The organism is Pseudomonas sp. SCB32 (genome assembly GCF_009189165.1).
Lineage (GTDB): Bacteria > Pseudomonadota > Gammaproteobacteria > Pseudomonadales > Pseudomonadaceae > Pseudomonas.
Genome location: NZ_CP045118.1, coordinates 187,006 through 209,417, shown reverse-complemented (window position 1 = coordinate 209,417; position 22,412 = coordinate 187,006). Strand labels below are relative to the sequence as shown.

Genomic DNA, 22,412 nt, shown 5'->3' with positions numbered 1-22,412 from the left:
GATAATTATTATCATTCACTCAACCCGCAAGGGCAACCTCGACCGTCAGACCGGCGCTATGGCACAGCGCAGAAGCGCATTCTGAAGCGGTTGCGCGTCGACTTCCGTGGCCAGGATCAACTCGATCCGACTATCGCGACGCCACGCACTGTCCGTCCAGGCCACTGGCCGATCGGTGCGGTTGCACGCCATCCACCCGGCCTCGCCATGCAGGACCGCCTTGGCCCGCAGCAAGCCGGGCAGCGTGGCCAGCCACGCATCCAGCTCACCGATACGGAAACGCCAGTCCGGATGGAAGCGCCAGCCAATCGCCTGCCGACCGTCTTCGATGCGCTCCTGCCGCAAGGGCTGGTCGCGGTGCAGCAGCACAGCACCTTCCACGCCCCTGGGCAGCACGGGTAATTCGGCCGCGGGCTCGGTCAGGGGCACGGTGGGCAATTCGGGGAGCGCCAGATGGCCCTGGGTGGTCCAGCGTGTCGGCAGCGCCGGCAAGCCGGCCAATAGCGCGGCACGGGCCGCGTCATCGAGGTCCTCGCTCTTGTTCAGCAGCAACAGCCCGGCCTGCGCCAGGGCATTCTGCTGGGCCTCGGGCAGCGGCTGCCCGGCCGCCAGCGCCGCGGCATCCAGTACCATGACCAGCGGCTGCACCGCCAGCACGCCCTGCCAGGGCGCGGCACGCAGTTGCGCCAGCAGCTGCGACGGATGGCCGAGGCCGGAGGGCTCGATGAACAGTCGCTGCGGCCTGGCCTTGCGCAACAGCCGCCCCAGCCCGACCTGGAAGGGCGCGCCATTCACGCAGCACAGGCAGCCGCCGGCGACCTCGCCGAGGGCGACGCCATCCTCGTCGCGGCTGAGCAGCGCGGCGTCCAGGCCAACCTGGCCGAATTCGTTGACCAGTACAGCCCAGCGCTCGTCCGCTGGGCGCTGGCCCAGCAGGTCGCGCAGCAGGCTGGTCTTGCCCGCCCCGAGAGGGCCGGCGATGAGATAAGTCGGGATCTGCTTCAACATTCGCCCATGGTGCCGCCTGACGCTCGCCGGGAAAAGCGCTAGAGTCGCGGCTTCTTATCGCACCCCCCGGATCGACCATGCGCCAGCTCCTGCCCTTCGCCCTCGCCTGCCTGCCGCTGTTCGCCCACGGCGAAGCCTGCGTGGTGCACAGCCAGGGTGCCAACCTCGACGTGAAGGTCTGCCAGCAGAACCGCAGCATTCCCGCCAAGCTGTTCCGCGAAGGCTTCTGCCAGCCGCAGCTCAAGGACCAGAAGGTCCAGGTCACCTATGCCGATAGTTGCCCGAGCGGCGCCTTCGGGGTCTGCGAAAACGCCCAGGTACAGGGCATGCCCTACCGCCAGGACATCCATTACTACGGCGTGGCCAGCGATGCGCGCATCCTCCAGCCGTTCTGCGAGGGGCAGAGCAACGGCCAGTGGCGCAAGCCCTGAGGTACGGTCATCGGCCCGTCATACAGCTCAGGCTTACTGTCGCTGGGTACCTCACACCCTCTCGGCACCCCACGCCGAACATGATCTTGGTGAATTGGGTCGCCATCCCCTGGCGGCCCATTTTTTTGCCCGCCCGGCACCTCCCTGCCGATGCGGGAATCAGCGCAGCCAGTCCAGCGTCAGCAGCAGGCGCCGTTCGCCAGACGCCGGTTGCGACGAGCGGTGGACGATGCCGCCGCCGAGATTGCCGGCCCATTTCTCGCCCTTGAACAGACCCACGTCGCCGGCCGCCATCTGACGTATCTGCACAGCGTCGTTGGGCTCCGCCGTCGGATCGGCCAACCGCGTACGCGCCATCGCCCACTCTTCCAGCCACTGGCTGGCCGGCCCGATATACGTGGTGACCAGCCGTAGCGGCACATGATCGACGTGAAAACGCGGGCACATGGCGCGGTCCAGACTGCGCAGGCGCAGGCCGATGCGTCGTGCGCCCGTGAGGCAGGCAAAGGCTTCCAGCAACCACTCAAGGTCGGCGCGAAACAGCGAGAAGCCGTCGAGTCGCGCGTGCTCAGGCAGCAGCTCACGCAACACGACGCGCTCTCCCTGCACGTCCAGACTCTGTTTCAGGTCCAGCGGCCGGCTGCCCAACCGATCGGCGAAAGCGCTGATTTCCGGGTAGAGCGTGCGTTGCCAGATGGCCAGGTTGACGTCTTCCTTCAGCACCTCGGCCAGCACCTGCGGGTCATCCCCCAGCACCTGGCGCGGCCCGGCTGGCGAATCGAGAGCCCCCATCAGGCCTGCACCTCCCAGGGCTCGAACGGATCCGGCAGCTGCTTCCAGGCAGAGGCGCCGGCGGCCATTTCGGCGTCATCCAGCAGGCAGCGGTCCAGCTCGGCGAACAGCCGGCCGAAGTCCAGGTTCTGGCCGATGAAAACCAGCTCCTGGCGGCAGTCGCCGCTGTCGCCGTCCCAGTGCTTGAGCACGGCCTGCAACTCGGTGGTGTCCTGCGGCCAGGATTCACGCGGGACGAAGCGCCACCAGCGACCGGCCAGGCCATGGCGCATCAGGCCGCCGGCCTGGGACCAGCTGCCCGCCTCGCGGTAGCGGCTGGCCAGCCAGAAAAAGCCCTTGGAGCGCAGCAGCCGGCCGTTGCTCCAGGGCTGGGCGAGGAAGTCATGGAAACGTCGTGGATGGAAGGGCCGCCGTGCGCGGTAGACGGTGGAGGCGATGCCATAGGCCTCGGTCTCCGGCAGGTGCTCGTCGCGCAGCTCCTTGAGCCAGCCGGGCGCGCGGGCGGCGCGCTGGAAGTCGAAGCGGCCGGTGTCGAGAATGCGCGCCAGCGGCACCTGGCCCATCACCATGGGCTGGATGTAGGCATCCGGATTGAGCTTGCGCAGGATCGCCAGCAGTTCGTCCCGCTCGGCGTTGCCGATCAGGTCGATCTTGCTCACCAGGATCACGTCAGCGAACTCCACCTGCTCCACCAGCAGGTCACTGAGCGATCGCTCGTCGTCCTCACCTAGGGTTTCTCCGCGCTCGGCCAGGCTCTCGGCGCCCTCGTAATCGGCGAGGAAGTTCAGCCCGTCGACCACCGTGACCAGCGTATCCAACCGCGCCAGGTCCGACAGGCTGCGGCCCTGCTCGTCGCGGAAGGTGAAGGTCTCGGCCACCGGCAGCGGTTCGGAGATGCCGGTGGACTCGATCAGCAGGTAGTCGAAGCGTCCTTCGCGGGCGAGGCGGCTGACCTCCTCCAGCAAGTCCTCGCGAAGGGTGCAGCAGATGCAGCCGTTGCTCATCTCCACCAGGCGTTCCTGGCCGCGGTTGAGGCTGACATCGCGCTGCACCTCGCGGCCGTCGATGTTGATTTCACTCATGTCGTTGACGATCACCGCGACCTTCAGGTTCTCGCGGTTCTTCAGCACATGGTTGAGCAGGGTGCTCTTGCCCGCGCCGAGAAAGCCGGACAGTACGGTGACGGGGAGTGGCTGGTTCATGGGGGCATTCAAGGCAATGGACTCCAGGGGATCAGGCTTCACGGACATGCAGTTCGCGCCGTTCCTGGCGCTCCTTGGCCTCGATGCACAACGAGGCGGTGGGGCGCAGCAGCAGGCGGCGCAGGCCGATCGGTTCACCGGTTTCCGCGCACCAGCCGTAATCGCCCCGCACCAGGCGCGCCAGGGCCTGGTCGATCTTGTCCAGCAGCTTCTTCTCGCGCTCAAGCACGCGCAGTTGCCATTGGCGCGCTTCCTCGCGGCTGGCGATATCGGCGTCGTCGCTGGGGCGCTCGCCGTCCTGCAGGGCGTGGAATTGTTCGTCGATGCGCACCTGCAACTCTCCACGCTGGTTCAGCAGGAGGTTGCGGAAGTAACCCTGTTGCGCCTCGCTCATGTAGGCCTCGCCGGGCTGGGCGAGCAGTTCCTGTTCGGTCATGGCCGTCTCCGGGTCGGAGTGATCTTTTAATGTTATATTATAACAATTCATGTTCTACAATCGAGAATCGACAACCGACCGACGACGTGCGATACCAATGCCCCGCCCCAGCTGAATTCCGGATGCCCGATGCTGCGCCGCGCCCTGCCGCTCTGCCTGTTCGCCCCACTCGCCTGCGCCAGCGGCCAGGCGCCACTGCCCTTCCCCGGCGAGGAGCCGGCGCGCTGCGCCTGGTCGGCGCAGGTCATGGCCTGCATGGACGACGCGGGCAACCTCTACAGCGTCGCCACCCAGGGCCACGACACCTACCTGCGCGGCTTCGATGCCGCCAGCGGCAGGCAATGGGCGCAAACCGGCACGCGCTTTGGCAGCCTGACCTTTTTCAGCGGCGTCGCCAGCGACGGGCAAGTGTGGGTCGGCACCAGTCGCGGCATCGGCTGGACCAACATCAGCCACTTCAGCAGCTCCTCCGGCGACAGCACCCGCCTGACCTGCGGGCGAGTGAGCGGCTGCAAGCAGCAGGCGCGCTGAGCCACGGGAGCGCATCGACCCATTGCGGGATCGTACGGAAGCAACTACGTTATATTATAACAATTGCAACCAGCGACCCTTGCCATGACCGCCGCCCTTCCCGACATCGCCCGCCAGTCCACCCACCTGCCAATTCCCCTCGACTGGGTTGGCATGCAGGGCATTGCCGTGCCACTGAGGATCACCGGTGAGCGGGTTGCCGCCTTCGCCGACGCCGGCGTCAGCCTCGATGACGCCGGGGCGCGCGGCATCCACATGTCGCGCCTGTACCTGGCGCTGGAAGCGCTGGCCGATGCAGAGCTCTCGCCCGCCCTGCTGCGCGATACCCTTGGGCAATTTCTTGAAAGCCATGCGCAGCTTTCCCACCAGGCCAGCCTGGTCCTGCGCTTCGAATTGATGCTGCGCCGTCCGGCGCTGGTCAGCCCGTTGAGCGGCTGGAAGCGCTATCCCTGCGAAATCCACGCCCACAGGGAAGCTGGCCTGCTGCAACTGGAGCTGTGCCTGTCGCTGCCCTACTCCTCCACCTGCCCCTGCTCCGCCGCCCTTGCCCGCCAGTTGATCTAGGAGCGCTTCGACTGTGACTTCGCCGGGCGGGCGCTGCACGCCGATGAAGTCCGCGACTGGCTCGGCAGCACGCAGGGCATAGTTGCCGCGCCGCACAGCCAGCGCAGCGAGGCGCGACTTCGCCTGCGGCTCGATCCGGCGGCCACTGGTTTTCTATTGAACGAATTGATCGACCACGCCGAAGCGGCCCTCGGCACCGCCGTGCAGACGGCGGTGAAGCGCGCCGACGAGCAGGCCTTCGCCCTCGCCAACGGGCAGAACCTGATGTTCTGCGAGGATGCCGCGCGCCGGCTGCACCGGGCCTTGATGCAGCGCGAGGAATTAATCGGGTTCGACGTGCGGGTCGTCCACGCGGAAAGCCTGCACGCCCATGATGCGGTGGCGGTCAGCCGCTGGCGGCGCGGCTAGGGATTGAGCGCCAACGCCAGGCGGATCTGGTCGCGGCACTGGATGCCGTTCTCGAAGATCGGCTCGGGGTAATGCCGGACGAAGTAGTCCGGCTCGATCCCGACGATGCGGAACCCCGCCCGCTGGTATAGCCCGAGCTGGGCGAGGCTGGAGTTGCCGGTGGCGATGAGCAGCCGCTGCAGCCCGTCCACCCTGGCCCGCGCGATGGCCGACTCCAGCAGGCGACGGCCGAGGCCGCGCCCTTGCCAGGCTTCATCCACCGCGAGGTTGGTGATTTCCGCCGCGCCTTCGGAGCGGGGCGTGATCACCACCACCCCCAGCGTGCGTCCTCCTGCCAAAAGCGCCAGCAGGCAGGACTCTCGCAGGTAGCACTGCACCTGCTCGCGGCTGGGATCGGCCAGCAGCAACAGCGGCCAGGGTGCCTGGTCGACGTCGAGTTCACGCAGAGTCAGAGAAGCCGTCATGGCACTGTTCACCTCAAGTCCCTAGAGTGGTCGCCATTGTGCCCACTTTCATGACAGGGATGGTCATGTCGCCCAAGGAATGGCTCTACGTCTGGAAGCAAATCCCCCGCTCTCTGCAGCGTGACCTGTTCGACGCCGTGCCGGTGCTGATCCTGGGGTTCTTCGGCCTGGTCTTCGCGGCAGGGATCGGGATCATCATTGCGCTCATGCAATTGGCCAATTACCTGCGCCAGCATGATTCGCCCTATCCGGGCATGTCCGATGCGCACTTTACCTACTGCCTGAAGATATCCCGCGATACGCTGGAAGCGCGCCAGGCCCTGGAACGCCTCGGCCCGACGCCACCCGCCGGCGTGGCGACCGACTCGGCGTATGCGCGGGTGGACAGGCTGGCGGGCGAATACAGTCAGTACTGCGCCGAGCGCATCTGGAAAAAGGCATTCGAAGCGGGCTTGCGCGAGCGCGGTGTACCGCCTGCGACCAGCCCCGAAGGCTGGCTGGCCGCCGACCGCTTCTGAGCATCAGGCGTAGATATCGCGCCGGTTCCACGGCACCTCATGGGAGCCATCGGCGTGCGGCCTGCTGGCGAGGATCTGGTGCAGGTTGATCCAGCCCTTCTTGAAGCCGTAGGCGCAACCGGCCAGGTACAGGCGCCAGATGCGCAGGGCCTGTTCGGGCACCAGCTTCGCGGCTTCAGCCAGCTTCGCTTCGAGGCTCGCGCTCCAGAAGTCCAGGGTGCGCGCGTAATGCAGGCGCAGCCCTTCGACATCGACCACTTCCAGCCCGGCTTCGCTCATCCGCGCCACCGCCAGCGACAGGTGTGGCAACTCGCCGTGGGGGAAGACATAGCGGTCGATGAAGTCGCCAGCGCCACGCCCCACTGGCCGGCCATCGGTGAAGCGCGAGGTGATGCCATGGTTCATCACCAGCCCGCCCGGGCGCACCACGTCGAACAGGTGCTGGAAGTACATGCCGAGGTTGGCGTGGCCGACGTGCTCGAACATACCGACGCTGACCACCTTGTCGAAACGGCCGTCGCGCGGCAGGTCGCGGTAGTCCATGCGCTCCAGCCGGACCTGGCCTTGCAGGCCATCGGCCTTGACCCGCTCGCGACCAAGCCTGAGCTGCTCCTCGCTCAGGGTGATGCCCAGCACCTTGGCGCCAAATTCCTTCGCCGCCAGACGCGCCAGGCCACCCCAGCCACAACCCACGTCGAGCAGGCTGTCACCCGGCTGCAGACGCAGCTTGCGGCACAGGTGGCGCAGCTTGGCCAGCTGCGCGGTGGCCAGGCCCTCGCTGCCAGTCTCGAAATAGGCGCAGGAGTACACCATCTCCGGGTCCAGCCACAGCTGGTAGAACTCATTGGAGAGGTCGTAGTGGTAGTGGATCGCCTCGGCATCGGTGGCCTTGTCGTGGCTTTCGCGCACGTGCTCGCCCGAGTCGTCGTCGTCGCCGAGCGCGGCGCTCAGGGCATCGCCCATGGCGATCACCTCGCCGATCGGGCCTTCGATGTCCATGCGCTTCTCGACATAGGCGCGCCCCAGTACATCGAGACTGGGCCGGCTGATCTCGGTCAGCAGCGTCGGGTCACGCACGACAAGAGTTACCTGCGGGTCCGGCCCCAGGTCGAAGGCCTGGGCCTCGCCGATGCGGATGCGCAACGGCAACTGCAGGGACAGCAACTCAGAGGGCAGATTGGCTTTCATGCATACCTCCTGGTCACAGGGCTGAAGAACTATAGACCAGTTCCTCCATAGTCAGTCCCTATGGCCTGGCCCGCGCAAATCCATCGGGCGCTGAGTTCGCCCGGCAGCGCCAGCCGACTTCCCCGGATTGATAGTTCGCCATGCAAGCGTAGCAGTCGGTCCGGGATGCATCCTTATCAGGCCTGAGATAGAGCCTCTGCGTAATGGAAAGAATAGCTCGCGGGCTGCAGACCCCGTGATCATTGGACCCCGGCCTGGGCTACACTGTGCCGCCCTTCGGCGCTTTCCGACCGAAGGACCTCTGCAGTAAAGGGGGCCGCCTTGAGTACCTTCTCCGCACCGCGTCCGGCGGTCCGCACCGTGCTGGTGGGACTGATGCTGGCGATCTTCCTCGGTGCGCTGGACCAGACCATCGTCGCCGTTTCGCTGCCGGCGATCTCTGCCGGCTTCGGCGACTTCGACCTGCTTGCCTGGGTCATCTCCGGCTACATGGTGGCGATGACCATCTCCATGCCGATCTACGGCAAGCTCGGCGACCTCTACGGGCGCCGCGTGCTGATGCTGTTCGCCATCGCCCTGTTCACCGCCGCATCCCTGCTCTGCGGCGCCGCGCAGAACATGGAGCAGCTGGTGCTCGCCCGCGTGCTGCAAGGCATCGGCGCCGGCGGCATGATGTCGGTGAGCCAGGCGATCATCGGCGAGATCGTCCCGCCCCGCGAACGCGGCCGCTACCAGGGCTACTTCAGCAGCATGTACGCCATCGCCAGCATCGCCGGTCCTGTGCTGGGCGGGCTGCTGACGGAGTACCTGTCCTGGCGCTGGGTGTTCCTGATCAACCTGCCGGTGGGCCTGGTCGCGCTTGCCGTCTCGCGCCGCACCCTGCGCGGCCTACCGGTGCCGGGGCGCAAGCCGGTGATCGACTACCTGGGCACCGCGCTGATGATCGCGGGCCTGGGCAGCCTGCTGCTGGCGATCACCGAAGTCGGCCAGGGCGCGCGCTGGAGCGATCCGCAGATGCTCGGGCTGTTCGCCGCCGCACTGGCGCTGATCGCGCTGTTCGTAATGCAGGAACGCCAGGCGCCGGAGCCGCTGGTGCCGATGCACCTGTTCCGCATCCGCGCGGCGACGCTGAGCTGGCTGATCAGCTTCTTCGCCAGCTTCCAGGTCATCTCGCTGTCGGTGCTGGTGCCGCTGCGTTTCCAGTCGGTCACTGGCGCCGGCGCGGACAGCGCCGCGCTGCACCTGCTGCCACTGGCCATGGGCGTGCCGATCGGCGCCTACTGCTGCGGCCGACTGACCGCGATCCTCGGCCGCTACAAGCCGCAGATAGTCGCCGGCGCACTGTTGACGCCCTGTGCCATCGCCGGCCTGGCGCTGGCCTCGCCGGGCGCCTACCTGCTCTCGGGCCTGTGCATGCTGCTGACCGGCATCGCCGCCGGCACCCAGTTCCCCACCAGCCTGGTGGCGGCGCAGAGCGCGGTGGACAGCCGCTACCTGGGCGTGGCCACCAGCAATATCACGCTGTTCCGCTCCCTCGGCGGGGCGGTGGGCATCGCATTGATGTCGGCCCTGCTCCTGGCCATGCTGCAGCCGCTGGCGGGTAACGCCGGCCACGGCCTGTCGGCCAGCGCATTGCTGGCGAGCCTGGGCGGCCCAGGTCACGAGGCGCAACGGCAGACGCTGGATGGCGTGTTCAGGCACCTGTTCCTGATCAATGCCGGCTTCGGCGCCCTGGCCCTGTTGATTGCACTGGCGCTGCCCGACCACGCCCTGCGTGGCCGGGGTAGCGACTAGCGGCTCGCGGCAGGGTCAGTCCTCGTCGTTGAGGTAACTGACCTTGCGCAGGTCCGGCAGCAGCAGGCAGACCACCAGCGCCACGCCGCACATGACCGAGACGTAGATGTAGAAGTACCCCTCCACGCCCATGGTCTTCAGGCCCAGGGCGACGTACTCCGCCGAACCGCCGAAGATGGCGTTGCCAATCGCGTAGGACAGGCCCACGCCTAGGGCGCGGATCTCCGGCGGGAACATCTCCGCCTTGATCAGCCCGCTGATCGAGGTGTACAGGCTGACGATGGCCAGCGCCGCGATAATCAGCACGAAGGCCATGTAGGGGCTGCTCACCGCCTTCAGCGCGGAGAGGATCGGCCAGGTGAAGATCATCCCCAGGATGCCGAACCAGAGCATCGAGGTCTTGCGCCCGATGCGGTCGGACAGCGCGCCGAACAGCGGCTGCATGCACATGTAGACGAACAGCGCGAAGGTCATCACGCCGCTGGCCACCTTGGCGTCCATACCGGCGGTGTTCACCAGGTATTTCTGCATGTAGGTGGTGAAGGTGTAGAAGATCAGCGAGCCGCCGGCGGTGAAGCCGAGCACGGTGAAGAAGGCGCGCTTGTGGTTGGCGAACAGCTCGGTGAGCGTGCCCGACTCCTTGCGCTGCAGGTTGGACGCCTTGGCCGTCTCGCTCAGCGAACGGCGCAGGTAGAAGGCGATCACCGCGGTGATCGCGCCAACCACGAAGGGAATCCGCCAGCCCCACGACTTCAGCTCGTCGGTGGTCAGCAATTGCTGCAGGACCACCACCACCAGCACCGCCAGCAACTGGCCGCCGATCAGGGTGACGTACTGGAAGGAGGCGAAGAAGCCGCGCTGGCCCTTGAGCGCCACCTCGCTCATGTAGGTGGCACTGGTGCCGTACTCGCCACCCACCGAGAGGCCCTGGAACAGTCGCGCGAGCAGCAACAGGGCGGGCGCGGCGACGCCGATGCTGGAGTAGGTCGGCATCACGGCAATCGCCAGCGATCCGCCGCACATCATCAGCACCGAGATCATCATCGCCGTCTTGCGGCCCTTCTTGTCAGCGATGCGGCCAAACATCCAGCCGCCAATGGGGCGCATCAGGAAGCCGGCGGCGAACACCCCGGCGGTGTTGAGCAACTGCACCGTCGGGTTGTCCGAGGGGAAGAAGGCGTGGGCGAAGTACAGGGCGGTGAAGGCGTAGACGTAGAAGTCGAACCACTCCACCAGGTTGCCCGAGGAGGCGCCGACGATGGCGAGGATGCGCGTACGGCGCTCGTGGGCGGAGTACTGCGGTGCAGAGGACGGTGCGTTCATGGGGCTTCTCTGGTTGGGTGGACGGCTTCCCGGGTCTCTGGGCGGAAGTCCCTCGCCACCCCGTATCAGACGCATCGCCAGCCCGTCCCGGCGCAGATTCGCTGACACATTCGGAAACAGTATAGACACCTCCGATAGCCGGCTAACGAAGTCCGCGGCTTTCCATCGCCCTTTTGGTTCGAATATCGGACAGGCCCAACACGCGTTTGTCGTTTTCGATTGACCGGCCAGTGGCCAGCTTCTATCGTTGGCCCGCCTCGCACCCTTCGGGAGACTTGTCAGGTACCCCTCGGAGGGTTGGGGTCCGACCTTGTCCACAAGACAAGGTCGATTTCCATTCCCCTCGTGTTGCGGCTCCTGCCGCCTGGCCTCGGTGCCCCGTCCACACCCCCGGACGTGCAGGCACCGGGGGAATGTTGATCCCCTCCTCCGCTCGGCCATTTCACCCGACCATTCGTCACAGCCACTGAAGAGACATCTGCCGTGTGTATACTCCCGGCAGTGCTATCGGCCGCGCCCGTCGCGGCTCTCGACGATCCGACCAGGGGGCTTTGCTTGAACGCAGCCAATCCACTGTGGTTTGCCATCGGACTGACTGCGCAGGCGGCTTTCTCGGCCCGCTTTCTGGTCCAATGGGTATTGTCCGAGCGCGCGCGCATGAGCCTGATGCCGGTGCATTTCTGGTATTTCAGCTGTGCCGGCGCGGTGCTGCTGCTGGCCTACGCCACGCACCAGCGCGACCTGGTGATCAGCCTGGGACAGCTTGCGGGCCTGGCGATCTATCTGCGCAATCTTGAGCTGGATCGCCGCCACGGCGGGGGCCGACCGCTGTTCTTCGCCTGGCCCTGGCTGACCTGGGCGGCAGTGGCGATCGCATTGGGCTGGATATCGAAGCCTGAGCCGATCCTCAAGGTCATCACCGGCGCCGACCCGCTCTGGACCGCTATCGGCATGGTCGGCCAGGTACTCTTCACCGGACGCTTCGTCCTGCAGCTCTGGTTCTCCGAGCGCGCCGGGCGCCCGGTCAACCCCATCCATTTCTGGTACCTGTCGATGGCCGGCAGCGTGTTGCTGTTCAGCTACGCCGTGGCGCAGCGCGATCCGATCATCATCCTCGGCCAGTCGTTCGGCATCGTGGTCTACCTGCGCAACCTGTCGCTGATCCGGCGCCAGGCCGAGACCGAGGGCGCCGGCGCGCAGAGCAACTGAGCCCCAGGCGGCTCCCGATAGCGCTTAGCGCTGCTTCTCGAAGCGGTAGAAGAGATTCGGCTCGCTGACCACGTAGAGGTTGCCGTCGGCATCCATGGTCAGCCCTTCGGCCTGGGGGGCCGCCCGCTTCAGGTCGCCAAACCCGCCCAGCGAACGGAAACTGACCAGCTCGCCCTGCCCGTCCAGCTCCATGATCAGCCGCGACTCCTCGCTGAGCACCAGCAGGTGGCCGCTCTTGTGGTCGTAGTGGAGGTCGGAGATATCGGTGCCGAATACGCTGCGCTTCACCCAGGCCGTATGGTCGATCACCTTCAGTTGCAGCTTGCCGGCCAGGCTCGCACGCACGCCAGTGATCTCGTAGATCTGCCGCGGGCCGCGTTCCTTGCCGATGAACAGGCGGTCATGCTCGGCATCGTAGGTCAGGCCTTCGAAGCCCTTGTTGTGGACACTTGGATTGATCGCCAGGGCGATCGACTGCACGTCGCGGGCATCGATGCTCTGGCCGGGCTGCTCCGGCAGCGCGAAGAAATCGATCTGCTGCAGGTTCTCGTCGGACACCGCCACCAGGCCATCGCCCAGGTAGGCCACCCCCTCCACATCCTCGAATCCGACCAAGGGGTACTGCGCCAACATCTCGCCGCTCTTGCTCAGCACCGCCAGCTTCATGGCTCCGGAATTGGTCACCGCAATCAGGCGGTCATGGTCGAAGTCGAAGCTGATGGCGGACAGGTCGGACTCGATGCCCTTCACCGGCAGCGCATCGATCACCACCTTGTAGTCGGGCAGCCAGACACTGCGCCCCGCCCAGTCGGCGGCGTGCAGCTGGCTGCTGAAATAGAAGTAGGCCCGTTGCGGCCAGTGTTTGAGCAGCGCCAGCGTCACGGCTGGCAGGAGCAGTACCAGGACCAGGGCCAGCCACGCCCAGGCGCGCCAGCTGAAACGGTGGCGCAGAGGGTGCGGCTGAATGACTTCCAGGCTGTCAGCGGCTCTGTTCACGTTCGGACTCCCAGGCAAGTGGAAAATCAGAAAAGCGGCTGCTTCCAGGCAAAACGATAGGCCGGCGCGGAAGCGTCGTCAGCGCACTGGCTGTTGTCGGCATCGGCGCCGACCAGGAACCAGTGTTCCTCGTAGTCGCCCGTCACCTCGCGGGCACGTTCGCGACGGAAGCAGCGTTCGAGGTCTTCGGCACGAACCATGGCCACCGCCTGCGGATGACCGCGCAGCCAGGTCAGCGCCTTGGTCGATGGGTCCGGGGTATCCAGGCCGAAATGCACCAGCGGCTGGCGGGCATAGAGCCAGTGGCCTTCGCGCCAGTTGGTCAGCACCAGTTCGGCGCCACCGCTCAGGCGCGCCACCTCCGCCATCAGCGGGCGACGGTCGTCGCCGGGGTCGCGCAGCGGCTCGATGACGCCACGGGCGAACCAGGCGGCGAACCAGACCAGCGCGATGACCTGGAAGACCTTGCGCGCCCTCGGCCGCTGGGCGAACCAGCGGTGCAGCAGCCAGGGCACCAGCGGCGCCATGGCCAGCACCAACCCGGGCAGCGCAGGGAAGATGTAGAGCTTGCGCTTGCCTGAGCTCAGGCTGAAGAACAGCAGTACCAGCGCTACCCAACCGAGCAGCACCAGCAGGCGGCCGTCATGGCGGGCCAGTTGTCGGCGCCAGGCCGGCACCATCCACGGCAGGGCCAGGAGCAACGGCAGCCAGTACTGCGGGATGACCTTGACGAAGAAGTACCAGAACGGCTCCTGGTGCTGCCAGGCGCTGGCATAGCGCTGGGCGGTCTGGTGCAGGAGGATGTTGTCGAGGTAGGCACGGCCGTCGGCGCTGCCGTTCAGGAGCACGTGCAGCAGCACGGGCACCAGCCACAGCGAGATGGCGCCCAGGACCACCAGTAGGCCCAACCACCAGGCACGTGCCTGGCCGGGCATGCGCACCACGCCGGACCAACCCTTGCGCGCCGCGTAGGCATAGGGGATCAGCATCAGCGCGGGCAGGAAGCCCACGCCCTTGCTGATGATGCCCAGGCCCATCGCCACGCAGGCCAGGTAGAACCAGCGCCACGCAGGGCCGAGCAGCAGGTGGCGGCACAGGCCATAGACGCCCAGGCTGATCCACAGGCAGAGGAAACCGTCGATGCCGCCATCGCGCAGCACCGCGTAGGTCTGGTACGTGGCCAGGAACAGCAGCCCGGCGATGAGGCCGATGCGGCGGTTCCACAGGCGCCGGCCGAGGTCGTAGAGGCAAGCGGTCGCCACCAGCCCGGAACCGAAGGCCGGCAGGAACAGCGCCAGGTTCGGCGCCAGCCCCAGGCGCACCAGCACCGCTACCAGCCACATGAACAGCGGCGGCTTGTCCGGATAGATCTGCGCAGCGCGATGGGGGATCAACCAGTCGCCGTTCTGCAGCATCTCCAGGGCCACGCCCAGGAAACGCTCCTCGTCAACGTTACCTGGCTGGCGCAACCCCAGCCCGGCGCCCAGCAGCAAGGCCGCCAGGATCAGCAGCAACCAGGGTCGCTCAGCGAAACGCCACCACCATGAATACTGCGCGCCAGGCCCCATGCGCAGTGGCGCCGGGCTGGAGAAGGAATTGCCGGACTCGCCCCGGTTCGCCATGGGTCAGCGCCCCAGCTCGCGGGGAACGGCATCCAGACGCGTACGCCGGATCAACCACCAGACACCGAACAGATCGAGGATGCCCACCAGCGCGCGGTCCAGGTTGCCGTACTTGGACACCCCGGCGTTACGCGGCCGGTGGTTCACCGGATGCACACGCATCTTGCCCTGGTGGCGCTGGATCAGCGCCGGAATGAAGCGGTGCATATGATCGAAGTACGGCAGGCGCAGGAAGGCGTCGCGCTCGATCAGCTTGAGTCCGCACCCGGTATCCGGGGTGTGGTCGTTGAGCAGGCGCCCGCGAAGGCGGTTGGCAAAGCGCGAAGCCCAGCGTTTGCTGGCGCTGTCCTGGCGCTTCACCCGGTGTCCGGCAATCAGCTTGAGGTCCGCCGGGCAATCGGCGGCGCGGACCATGGCGAGCATGCCGGGGATGTCCGCCGGATCGTTCTGGCCGTCACCGTCCAGGGTCGCCAGCCAGTGGCCACGGGCAGCCTCGGCGGCGTGGTAGATGGAGGTGCTCTGGCCCAGCGAACGCTCGTGGGTCAGCACCCTGAGCTGGGTGTAGCCACCCTGCTGCAGGTTCTGCAGCACGGCGCGGGTCGCGTCGGTACTGCCGTCATCCACCACCAGGACTTCGAACACCTCGCCGGCCAGGGCCTGGCGGACTTCCTCGAGAAGCTCGGGAAGGTTCTCGGCTTCATTCTTCGCCGGAATCAGCACCGACACATAAGGGCTGTTGGACATGCTTGGACTTTTACTCCGTGGCCCTTCACGCCGCACCGACGCAGGGCTCTTCAATCGCGTAGAACTCGCGGTACCAATGAACGAATCGCTCGACCCCGTACTGCAGCGAAGTCGCCGGACGGAAGCCGGTGCGCCATGCCAGCGCCTCGACGTCGGCCCAGGTCTGCAGCACGTCACCCGGCTGCAGCGGCAAATAGTTGCGGGCAGCCCGGCGCCCGAGCGCCTGCTCCACGTACTCCACCATGTCGAGCAGGCGCACCGGCTCACCACGGCCGACGTTGTAGAGCGCCACCGGCGCCTCGCCGTGCTCGCCCTTGTGCGGCGGGTAGTCCTGGATGCGCACCACGCCCTCGACCACATCGTCGATGTAGGTGAAGTCGCGGGACATCTCGCCGTTGTTGTAGATATCGATGGCGCGCCCCTCGAGGATCGAGCGGGTGAACCTGAACAGCGCCATGTCCGGACGCCCCCAGGGGCCGTACACGGTGAAGAAGCGCAGGCCGGTGACCGGCAGTCGGTAAAGGTGCGCGTAGGTGTGCGCCATCAGCTCGTTGGCGCGCTTGGTGGCGGCATACAGCGACACCGGCTGGTCCACCACGGCGTCGGTACTGAATGGCATGGCACTGTTCATGCCGTAAACCGAGCTGCTGGAGGCGTATACCAGATGGCCAACCCGCGAATGGCGGCAGCCTTCAAGCAGGTTGACGAAGCCCGTCAGGTTGGCATCGGCGTAGGCCTGCGGGTTTTCCAGCGAATAGCGCACCCCGGCCTGAGCGGCCAGGTGGATCACCCGATCGAAGCTTTCCGCCTGGAACAGGGCTGCCAGGGCCGGTGCATTGGCGATGTCCAGGTGCTCGAAGCGGAAGTTGCGCTCCTGGCACAGCAAGGCCAGGCGAGCCTGTTTGAGCTCGACGCAGTAGTAGTCGTTGAGATTGTCGATACCGACCACGTCGTGGCCGTCGCGGCATAGCCGCTGGGCGATGTGAAAGCCGATGAAACCGGCGGCGCCGGTGACCAGAAACTTCACGAACAGCGCCCCCAGCTCAAGCCGGGGGCAGAGGTGTCCCGTGTCAGCAGGAACGCTGTAATCGCCATGGGTCGCCCGAGCCAGTGTGTTTTTGTAGTGACCGGCCAAGGCCGGTACCTGGTCTTGTTCGTCCGGGCCGCAAGGGCCTCGGTTACGCAGTGCACCCATCAGGGACGCTGCGCAAAGGCTGACTTATCGTCTTGGCAGAAGTGAGAAGAATTTGTGAAACTTTTGTAGAGAAAACGTGACGAAGCTTAGGCGAAATTTCCCACTCATCCGCTGCGGAAGACAGAAAAACCGAGGCCCCGGCGCAACGCGCCGGGGCCTCTGGAAACCAATGGACGGTGGTCGATTTACTCCACGGTCACCGACTTGGCGAGGTTGCGCGGCTGGTCGACGTCGGTGCCCTTGAGCACGGCGACGTAGTAAGACAACAGCTGCAACGGCACGGTATAGAGGATCGGCGCCAGGCAATCGTGGATCGCCGGCATGCCCACCACATGGATGCCCGCGCCGTTGTTGATACCGGTGCCGCCCTCGGCGAAGACCACCAGCTCACCACCACGAGCGCGCACTTCCTGCAGGTTGGACTTGAGTTTTTCCAGCAGCTCGTTGTTCGGCGCCACGGTGACCACCGGCATGTCGGCGTCCACCAGGGCCAGCGGGCCGTGCTTGAGCTCGCCGGCCGGGTAGGCTTCGGCGTGGATGTAGGAGATTTCCTTGAGCTTGAGCGCACCTTCCATCGCCACCGGGTACTGCGCGCCACGGCCGAGGAACAGGGTGTGGTGCTTCTCGGCGAACAGCTCGCTGACCTTCTCCACCACCTTTTCCATCGCCAGGGCTTCTTCCAGGCGGGTCGGCAGGCGACGCAGTTCGGCCACCAGTTCCGCTTCGACGCCTTCGCCAAGACGCTTCTGCACCTGGCCGAGGCCAAGAGTCAGCAACATCAGCGCCACCAGCTGGGTGGTGAAGGCCTTGGTCGAGGCAACACCTATTTCCGGGCCGGCGTTGGTCAGCAGGGTCATGTCCGACTCGCGCACCAGCGAACTGGTGGCGACGTTGCAGATCGCCAGGCTCGAGAGGAAGCCCAGCTCCTTGGCGTAGCGCAGCGCGGCCAGGGTATCGGCGGTTTCGCCGGACTGAGAGATGGTGACGAACAGCGAATCCGGGTGCACGGCGACCTTGCGATAACGGAACTCACTGGCGACTTCGACCTGGCAGGGAATCCCGGTCAGGCTTTCCAGCCAGTAACGGGCAACCATGCCGGCGTGGTAGCTGGTGCCGCACGCGACGATCTGCACGGTGCGCACCTTGGCCAGCAGCTCGCGAGCCTGCGGGCCGAAGTTGTCCACCAGCACCTGCTCGGCGCCCAGGCGGGCCTCCAGGGTGCGTTGCACCACGGACGGCTGCTCGTGGATTTCCTTGAGCATGAAGTGGCGGTAGGCGCCCTTGTCGGCAGCCTCGGCGCCCTCGTGGTAGCGCACGGCCTCACGCTGTACCGGATTGCCTTTCACGTCCCACAGCTGGACGCTGTCGCGGCGGATCTCGGCGATATCGCCTTCTTCCAGGTAGATGAAGCGGTCGGTCACCTGGCGCAGGGCAAGCTGGTCGGAAGCCAGGAAGTTCTCGCCGTGACCCAGGCCGACCACCAGCGGACTGCCACTGCGCGCGGCGAGGATGCGGTCCGGTTGCCTGGCACTGATCACCGCCAGGCCATAGGCGCCGTGCAGCTCCTTGACCGTGGCCTTGAGCGCGACCGTGAGATCACCCATCTCGGTCAGTCGCAGGTGCAGCAGGTGGACGATGACCTCGGTGTCGGTCTGCGAGGTGAACGCATAGCCACGGGCCTTGAGCATTTCACGCAGTGTCTCGTGGTTCTCGATGATGCCGTTGTGCACCACCGCCAGTTCGCCATGGGAGAAGTGCGGGTGGGCGTTGGCCTCGGTAGGCGCACCGTGGGTGGCCCAGCGGGTATGGGCGATACCCAGGCGGCCAAGTAGCGGCTGCTCGTCGATGGCCTGCTGCAGGCTGGACACCTTGCCGGCGCGGCGGCGGCGACCCAGGGCGCCGGAGCCATCGACCACGGCCACCCCGGCACTGTCGTAGCCACGGTATTCAAGGCGCTTGAGGCCCTCGACGAGAATCGGGGTCACATTACGTTCGGCGATGGCGCCAACGATTCCACACATGGGATGGCTCTCCTTTTCAGTCTTCGCAGCGCGCGCGGATCACTCTCACGCCACGCGCCTGGATCAATTCGTACGCCTCATCGCTGAGGCGCTCGTCGGTTATCAGGATCTGGACGCTGCTCCACGGCAGTTCCAGGTTGGGGATGCGCCGGCCCAGCTTGTCGGCCTCGGCCATTACGATCACCTCACGAGCAACCTCGGCCATCACCCGGCTCAACCCCAGCAATTCATTGAACGTGGTAGTACCGCGCGCGAGATCAAGGCCGGTGGCGCCGATGAACAACTGGTCGAAATCGTAGGAGCGCAGCACCTGCTCGGCCACCTGGCCCTGGAATGACTCGGAGTGCGGGTCCCAGGTTCCCCCGGTCATCAACAGGACCGGCTCGCGCTCCAGCTCACGCAGGGCGTTGGCCACGCTCAGCGAGTTGGTCATCACCACCAGACCTGGCTTGCGCCCCAGCTCGGGAATCAGCGCTGCCGTGGTGCTGCCGCTGTCGATGATGATCCGCGCGTGTTCGCGGATACAGGCCGCCGCCGCGCGGGCGATGGCCTGTTTATAGCGCGACAGCGGCTGGCTCGGTTCGGCGATCAGTTCGTGGGGCATCGGCACCGCGCCACCGTAGCGGCGCAGCAACAGTCCGTTGCCTTCGAGGGCAGCCAGGTCCTTGCGGATGGTCACCTCGGAGGTGGCGAAGCGGCGCGCGAGATCGTCCACGCTGACCTCGCCCTGTTCGGCGAGCAGCGCCAGGATGTCGTGGCGACGTTGGGGAGTGTTGCGTTTCGACATGAACTATTAAGTTTCGATTCGAAAGATAATTTCTCGAATCAAAACCAATGTTCTTTCGTTTGTCAAGATTTTCCCGCATGAACGGAAGTGTTTTTCTGTAGGAGCGGACTTCGTCCGCGATGATCATCGGCAGCGACGCGGTTCGCGAGCAAGCTCGCTCCTACCTTGGGCTGCTGCGCTCGGGCAGGACTTTAAGTCGGAGTAACTGTCATTTCTCGGCGACCGAAAGCTGGCAGCCGTAAGGCGGATAACGCCGTAGGCGTTATCCGCCTTACACGAGATTCGGGGCATCGGGTTGTTGTAGGAGCGCGCCATGCGCGCGATCACGGGCACGGCCCGCTCCTGCAGGTGAAGACGCGGTGTCAGTCGACTTCGAGGCGGTTGCGTCCGCCGCGCTTGGCGCGGTACAGCGCCTGGTCGGCCCGCTCGAAGACCGCGTCGCTGAGCTCGCCTGAGCGGAAGGCGGTGAGCCCTGCGGAGCAGGTGATCACCAGGCGTTCGCCCTTGAAGTGGAAGGGGCAGGCTTCCACCGCGCCGCGCAGCACGTCGAGCACTTGCTGCCCGCCTTCCAGCGGCGTGGCCGGCAACAGCACGACGAACTCCTCGCCGCCGTAGCGGGCGATGAAGTCGGTCTTACGCAGGCGCTTGGAAAGCTCCGAGGCGATGATCTTCAGCACCTTGTCGCCAGCCAGATGGCCGAAGTCGTCGTTGATGCGCTTGAAGTGGTCCACATCCAGGACCGCCAGCAGGAGGTCGTCGCCGAAGCGCTCCCAGCGCGCCACTTCCTGCTCCAGACGCTCGTTCAGCGCGGCGCGGTTGGGCAGGCCGGTCAGGGCATCGGTCATGGCCTTCTGGCGCTGGTCCTCGATATTGGCTTTGAAGGTCCGCGCCTCCTCCTCCATGCTCGCCACCCGCGTCATCAGCGACTGGATGCGCTCGCCCACCTCGCGCTCGCGGGCTTCGCGCTCCTCGCGGAACTGGTCCATGGTGCCGACCAGCCCTTGCAGACGACTTTCGACGTGGCGCTTGAGGCCCTCCAGGTCGGTGGCTTCCAGCACGCTTTCCTTCAGGCCGCTGACCTGCTCGCGCAGGGTATCGTCGAGGTCGCGGGCACTGGAGCTGGAGCCCGCGTGGCTGTCGTGCACCACCTGCAGACCATCGAGGAACGCGCCCAGGCGCTCGTTGAGCTGGTACAGGTAGCCTTCGAACTCGCGCTGGCCGCTATCGTTGAGCGACAGCACCAGCACCGCCAGGTCATCCAGCACCGGCACCAGTTCGTACCAGTTCAGGCTGCCGTGAATGCGCGAGCGCAGGGCCTCGGCCTGGGGCTGATGGGTGATCGGCAGGCGCATTTCGTCCAGCAGGTGCAGCAGGCTGGCCTCGATATGCGGCGCAACCGCGCTGTAGCCCGGCTCCGGGCGCGGCGGCAGGGCATAGGGGTCGGCTGTTTCAGCCGGCTCGCCGAACAGGCCGGCGGGCAACGGCAGGCTGTCGAGCAGGGCCGGGCCCGGCGCCACGCCAGCAGGTGCGACTGGCGCTTCGGGCGCCACCGGGTCGGCGGTCTCGACGGCCGGCTCGAGGGTGGGGGCAACCGCTACGGGCTCTGGCTCTGGCTCTAGTGCGGGTGCGGGTGCGGGTGCGGGTGCGGGTGCGGGTGCGGGTGCCAGGGATTCGGCCTGGACAGCCATCGTATCGGCCAGCACCAGCGTCTCAGCGGGCGGCGTCTCGACCACAGCGGCAGCCACGACCTGCGGCAGCTCCGGCGCATCGCTGGCCGCCTCACGCCCGCCGAACAGGCGTTGCAGCAGGCCGGGACGCTGTTCATTGCCGGCGGCGCCGAAATGCTCGATCACTTGGCGCTGCAGGCCGCTCAGCTCACTGAGCAGAGCTGGCAGCTCGCGGGAGTTGCTGGCCCGCGCAGCGATGTCCCTGGCGAAATGCTTGAGCGGCTTTCGCACCTCCCCCGGCAGCTCGAGCGCCAGCAGTTGCTGGGCGAGCTGGGAGAGCGCCGCGATATTCTGCTCGATGCGTTGCTGGCGGCGCTGCTCGGAATCGAGCACCGCGCGTTCCAGCTGCGGAATCAGGCGAGCGAGGCCGGCGTCCATTTCGTCGCGGCGCAGAACCTCGCGCAGCTCCTTCATGCAGGCGTCCACCGCCTTGTCGCTGCCCTCGGCCGCCAGGCTGCTGCGCACCAGACCCCGGCGCAGCAGGTCGACGCGGGCGTTCCAGCGCCGTTCGAGCTTTTCCTGCTGCTCGAGGTTATCGAGATACTTTTGTTTCCAGCGTGGCTCGACTTCGCGACTCATTGAGGCGCCTCGCCGCGCAAGGCAAGCGACGAGGAGGTGCGCAAGGCATCCGGCAAGCGGATTTCCACGGCCACGGGCAGGTGGTCGGAAATCGGTTGCGGCAGGACGCTGACGCGCTCCAGCGCCAGCTCGGAACTGAGCAGGATATGGTCCAGGCAGCGCTGCGGGCGCCAACTGGGGAATGTGGCTTCCACTTGCGGCGCGATCAGCCCGAGGTCGCGCAGGGGCGAGCTTTCCAGCAGATCGGCGGCGTGGGTGTTCATGTCGCCCATCAGCACGTGATGGCGATAACCGTGCAGCAGCTCGCGGATGTAGGCGAGCTGGCGGGTGCGGGTTCGCGCGCCCAGGGCCAGGTGCATCATCACCACCGCGAGGGCGTCGTCGCCTTCGCCGAAACGCATGAGGATCGCTCCGCGTCCGGGCGGGCCGGGCAACGGATGATCTTCCAGGGCGGTGGGTTGCAGACGGCTGAGCAAGCCGTTGCTGTGCTGGGCGATGCGCCCGAGATTACGGTTGAGCTGCTGGTACCAGTAGGGGAAGGAACCGAGCTGGGCCAGGTGTTCGACCTGGTTGATGTTGCCGGAGCGGATGCTGCCGCCGTCGGCTTCCTGCAGGGCAACCACGTCGTAGTCGTGGAGCAGCTCGCCAATGCGCTGCAGGTTGTTGGCACGGCCCGCGGTCGGCAGCAGGTGCTGCCAGCCGCGGGTCAGGTAGTGCCGGTAGCGTTCGGTACTGATGCCGACCTGGATATTGAAGCTGAGCAGGCGGAGCCGGCCGTCGTCAGGCAAGCCGGAGGAGCTCCCGTAGACGGGATTCACCTTCGGGACACAAGCTCCCGCGACACGATCACGAGTCCGCCGGCGCAGCATCGCC

General features: G+C 66.3%; 20 protein-coding genes and 1 pseudogene. 6 read left to right on the top strand and 15 right to left on the bottom strand.

The genetic code is table 11. From position 1 onward, the window contains the following. Positions 1–45 precede the first annotated feature (45 nt). A complete protein-coding gene (locus tag GA645_RS00980) occupies positions 46–1,008 on the bottom strand; it encodes a GTP-binding protein (RefSeq protein WP_152219095.1) in 963 nt (320 codons plus the stop codon). 77 nt (positions 1,009–1,085) lie between these two features. Between GA645_RS00980 and GA645_RS00975 the strand changes: the two genes are divergently transcribed. Beyond that, a complete protein-coding gene (locus GA645_RS00975) occupies positions 1,086–1,439 on the top strand; it encodes an NADH:ubiquinone oxidoreductase (RefSeq protein ID WP_152219093.1) in 354 nt (117 codons plus the stop codon). 159 nt (positions 1,440–1,598) lie between these two features. On the opposite strand, the gene GA645_RS00970 is transcribed toward GA645_RS00975, so the two are convergent. From GA645_RS00970 to dksA, 3 genes are read right to left on the bottom strand one after another with little or no spacing between them, the layout of a single operon-like run. Beyond that, positions 1,599–2,231: a DUF1826 domain-containing protein gene (locus GA645_RS00970; protein WP_152219091.1), complete on the bottom strand. Its 633-nt coding sequence runs from the start codon at positions 2,229–2,231 to the stop codon at positions 1,599–1,601. After that, positions 2,231–3,433, bottom strand: coding sequence for a zinc metallochaperone GTPase ZigA (zigA, locus tag GA645_RS00965; RefSeq protein WP_152219089.1), 1,203 nt, complete (start codon positions 3,431–3,433; stop codon positions 2,231–2,233). The genes GA645_RS00970 and zigA overlap by 1 nt, the downstream gene beginning before the upstream one ends. 31 nt (positions 3,434–3,464) lie before the next feature. Next, positions 3,465–3,869, bottom strand: a complete 405-nt coding sequence (dksA, locus tag GA645_RS00960; protein WP_152219087.1) for an RNA polymerase-binding protein DksA — start codon at positions 3,867–3,869, stop codon at positions 3,465–3,467. A gap of 132 nt (positions 3,870–4,001) precedes the next feature. On the opposite strand from dksA, the gene GA645_RS00955 reads away from it, so the two are divergent. Both GA645_RS00955 and folE2 read left to right on the top strand, forming a co-directional pair. Then, on the top strand, positions 4,002–4,400 hold the full coding sequence (locus tag GA645_RS00955; RefSeq protein WP_372239825.1) for a hypothetical protein: 399 nt from the start codon (positions 4,002–4,004) through the stop codon (positions 4,398–4,400). An 84-nt stretch (positions 4,401–4,484) separates the two neighbouring features. Further along, positions 4,485–5,372 (top strand): annotated as a pseudogene (gene folE2, locus GA645_RS00950) (GTP cyclohydrolase FolE2). On the opposite strand, the gene GA645_RS00945 reads toward folE2, so the two are convergent. Further along, the gene (locus tag GA645_RS00945) at positions 5,369–5,836 is read right to left on the bottom strand and encodes an N-acetyltransferase (RefSeq protein ID WP_178119468.1); all 468 of its coding nucleotides are present in this window, start codon (positions 5,834–5,836) and stop codon (positions 5,369–5,371) included. The pseudogene folE2 and the gene GA645_RS00945 sit on opposite strands and share 4 nt — an antisense overlap. A 65-nt stretch (positions 5,837–5,901) precedes the next feature. Between GA645_RS00945 and GA645_RS00940 the strand changes: the two genes are divergently transcribed. Then, complete coding sequence (locus tag GA645_RS00940; protein ID WP_152219083.1) at positions 5,902–6,354, top strand: hypothetical protein; 453 nt, start codon at positions 5,902–5,904, stop codon at positions 6,352–6,354. A 3-nt stretch (positions 6,355–6,357) separates the two neighbouring features. Here the strand turns inward: GA645_RS00940 and cfaB are convergent, their stop codons facing one another. Further along, a complete protein-coding gene (gene cfaB / locus GA645_RS00935) occupies positions 6,358–7,542 on the bottom strand; it encodes a C17 cyclopropane fatty acid synthase CfaB (RefSeq protein ID WP_152219081.1) in 1,185 nt (394 codons plus the stop codon). Between the two features lie 375 nt (positions 7,543–7,917). Between cfaB and GA645_RS00930 the strand changes: the two genes are divergently transcribed. Continuing rightward, on the top strand, positions 7,918–9,336 hold the full coding sequence (locus GA645_RS00930; RefSeq protein ID WP_152227840.1) for an MDR family MFS transporter: 1,419 nt from the start codon (positions 7,918–7,920) through the stop codon (positions 9,334–9,336). A 15-nt stretch (positions 9,337–9,351) separates the two neighbouring features. Here GA645_RS00930 and GA645_RS00925 read toward each other — a convergent pair whose 3' ends face one another. Further along, positions 9,352–10,659, bottom strand: a complete 1,308-nt coding sequence (locus GA645_RS00925) for an MFS family transporter (protein WP_152219079.1) — start codon at positions 10,657–10,659, stop codon at positions 9,352–9,354. A gap of 483 nt (positions 10,660–11,142) precedes the next feature. Here GA645_RS00925 and GA645_RS29215 point away from each other — a divergent pair, with 483 nt between their 5' ends. Beyond that, entirely contained in the window at positions 11,143–11,868 is a 726-nt protein-coding gene (locus GA645_RS29215) for a lipid-A-disaccharide synthase N-terminal domain-containing protein (RefSeq protein ID WP_152219077.1), read from the top strand. Positions 11,869–11,892: 24 nt separating this feature from the next. Here the strand turns inward: GA645_RS29215 and GA645_RS00915 are convergent, their stop codons facing one another. The 8 genes from GA645_RS00915 to GA645_RS00880 all read right to left on the bottom strand — a co-directional run bounded on the left by GA645_RS00915 (position 11,893) and on the right by GA645_RS00880 (position 22,408). Further along, positions 11,893–12,864, bottom strand: a complete 972-nt coding sequence (locus GA645_RS00915; protein ID WP_152219075.1) for an SdiA-regulated domain-containing protein — start codon at positions 12,862–12,864, stop codon at positions 11,893–11,895. Between the two features lie 26 nt (positions 12,865–12,890). After that, the gene (locus GA645_RS00910; protein WP_256676220.1) at positions 12,891–14,432 is read right to left on the bottom strand and encodes a glycosyltransferase family 39 protein; all 1,542 of its coding nucleotides are present in this window, start codon (positions 14,430–14,432) and stop codon (positions 12,891–12,893) included. A gap of 57 nt (positions 14,433–14,489) precedes the next feature. Then, on the bottom strand, positions 14,490–15,230 hold the full coding sequence (locus GA645_RS00905) for a glycosyltransferase family 2 protein (protein ID WP_152219070.1): 741 nt from the start codon (positions 15,228–15,230) through the stop codon (positions 14,490–14,492). 25 nt (positions 15,231–15,255) lie between these two features. Next, positions 15,256–16,257 (bottom strand): NAD-dependent epimerase, encoded by a 1,002-nt coding sequence (locus GA645_RS00900; protein ID WP_152219069.1) that lies wholly within the window; start codon positions 16,255–16,257, stop codon positions 15,256–15,258. A 353-nt stretch (positions 16,258–16,610) separates the two neighbouring features. Next, positions 16,611–18,446: a glutamine--fructose-6-phosphate transaminase (isomerizing) gene (glmS, locus tag GA645_RS00895; RefSeq protein WP_152219067.1), complete on the bottom strand. Its 1,836-nt coding sequence runs from the start codon at positions 18,444–18,446 to the stop codon at positions 16,611–16,613. Positions 18,447–18,462: 16 nt separating this feature from the next. Further along, entirely contained in the window at positions 18,463–19,233 is a 771-nt protein-coding gene (locus tag GA645_RS00890) for a DeoR/GlpR family DNA-binding transcription regulator (protein ID WP_152219066.1), read from the bottom strand. A 362-nt stretch (positions 19,234–19,595) separates the two neighbouring features. Then, positions 19,596–21,539 (bottom strand): GGDEF domain-containing protein, encoded by a 1,944-nt coding sequence (locus GA645_RS00885; protein WP_152219065.1) that lies wholly within the window; start codon positions 21,537–21,539, stop codon positions 19,596–19,598. Beyond that, positions 21,536–22,408 (bottom strand): endonuclease/exonuclease/phosphatase family protein, encoded by an 873-nt coding sequence (locus GA645_RS00880; protein ID WP_152219064.1) that lies wholly within the window; start codon positions 22,406–22,408, stop codon positions 21,536–21,538. The genes GA645_RS00885 and GA645_RS00880 overlap by 4 nt, the downstream gene beginning before the upstream one ends. Positions 22,409–22,412 lie beyond the last annotated feature (4 nt).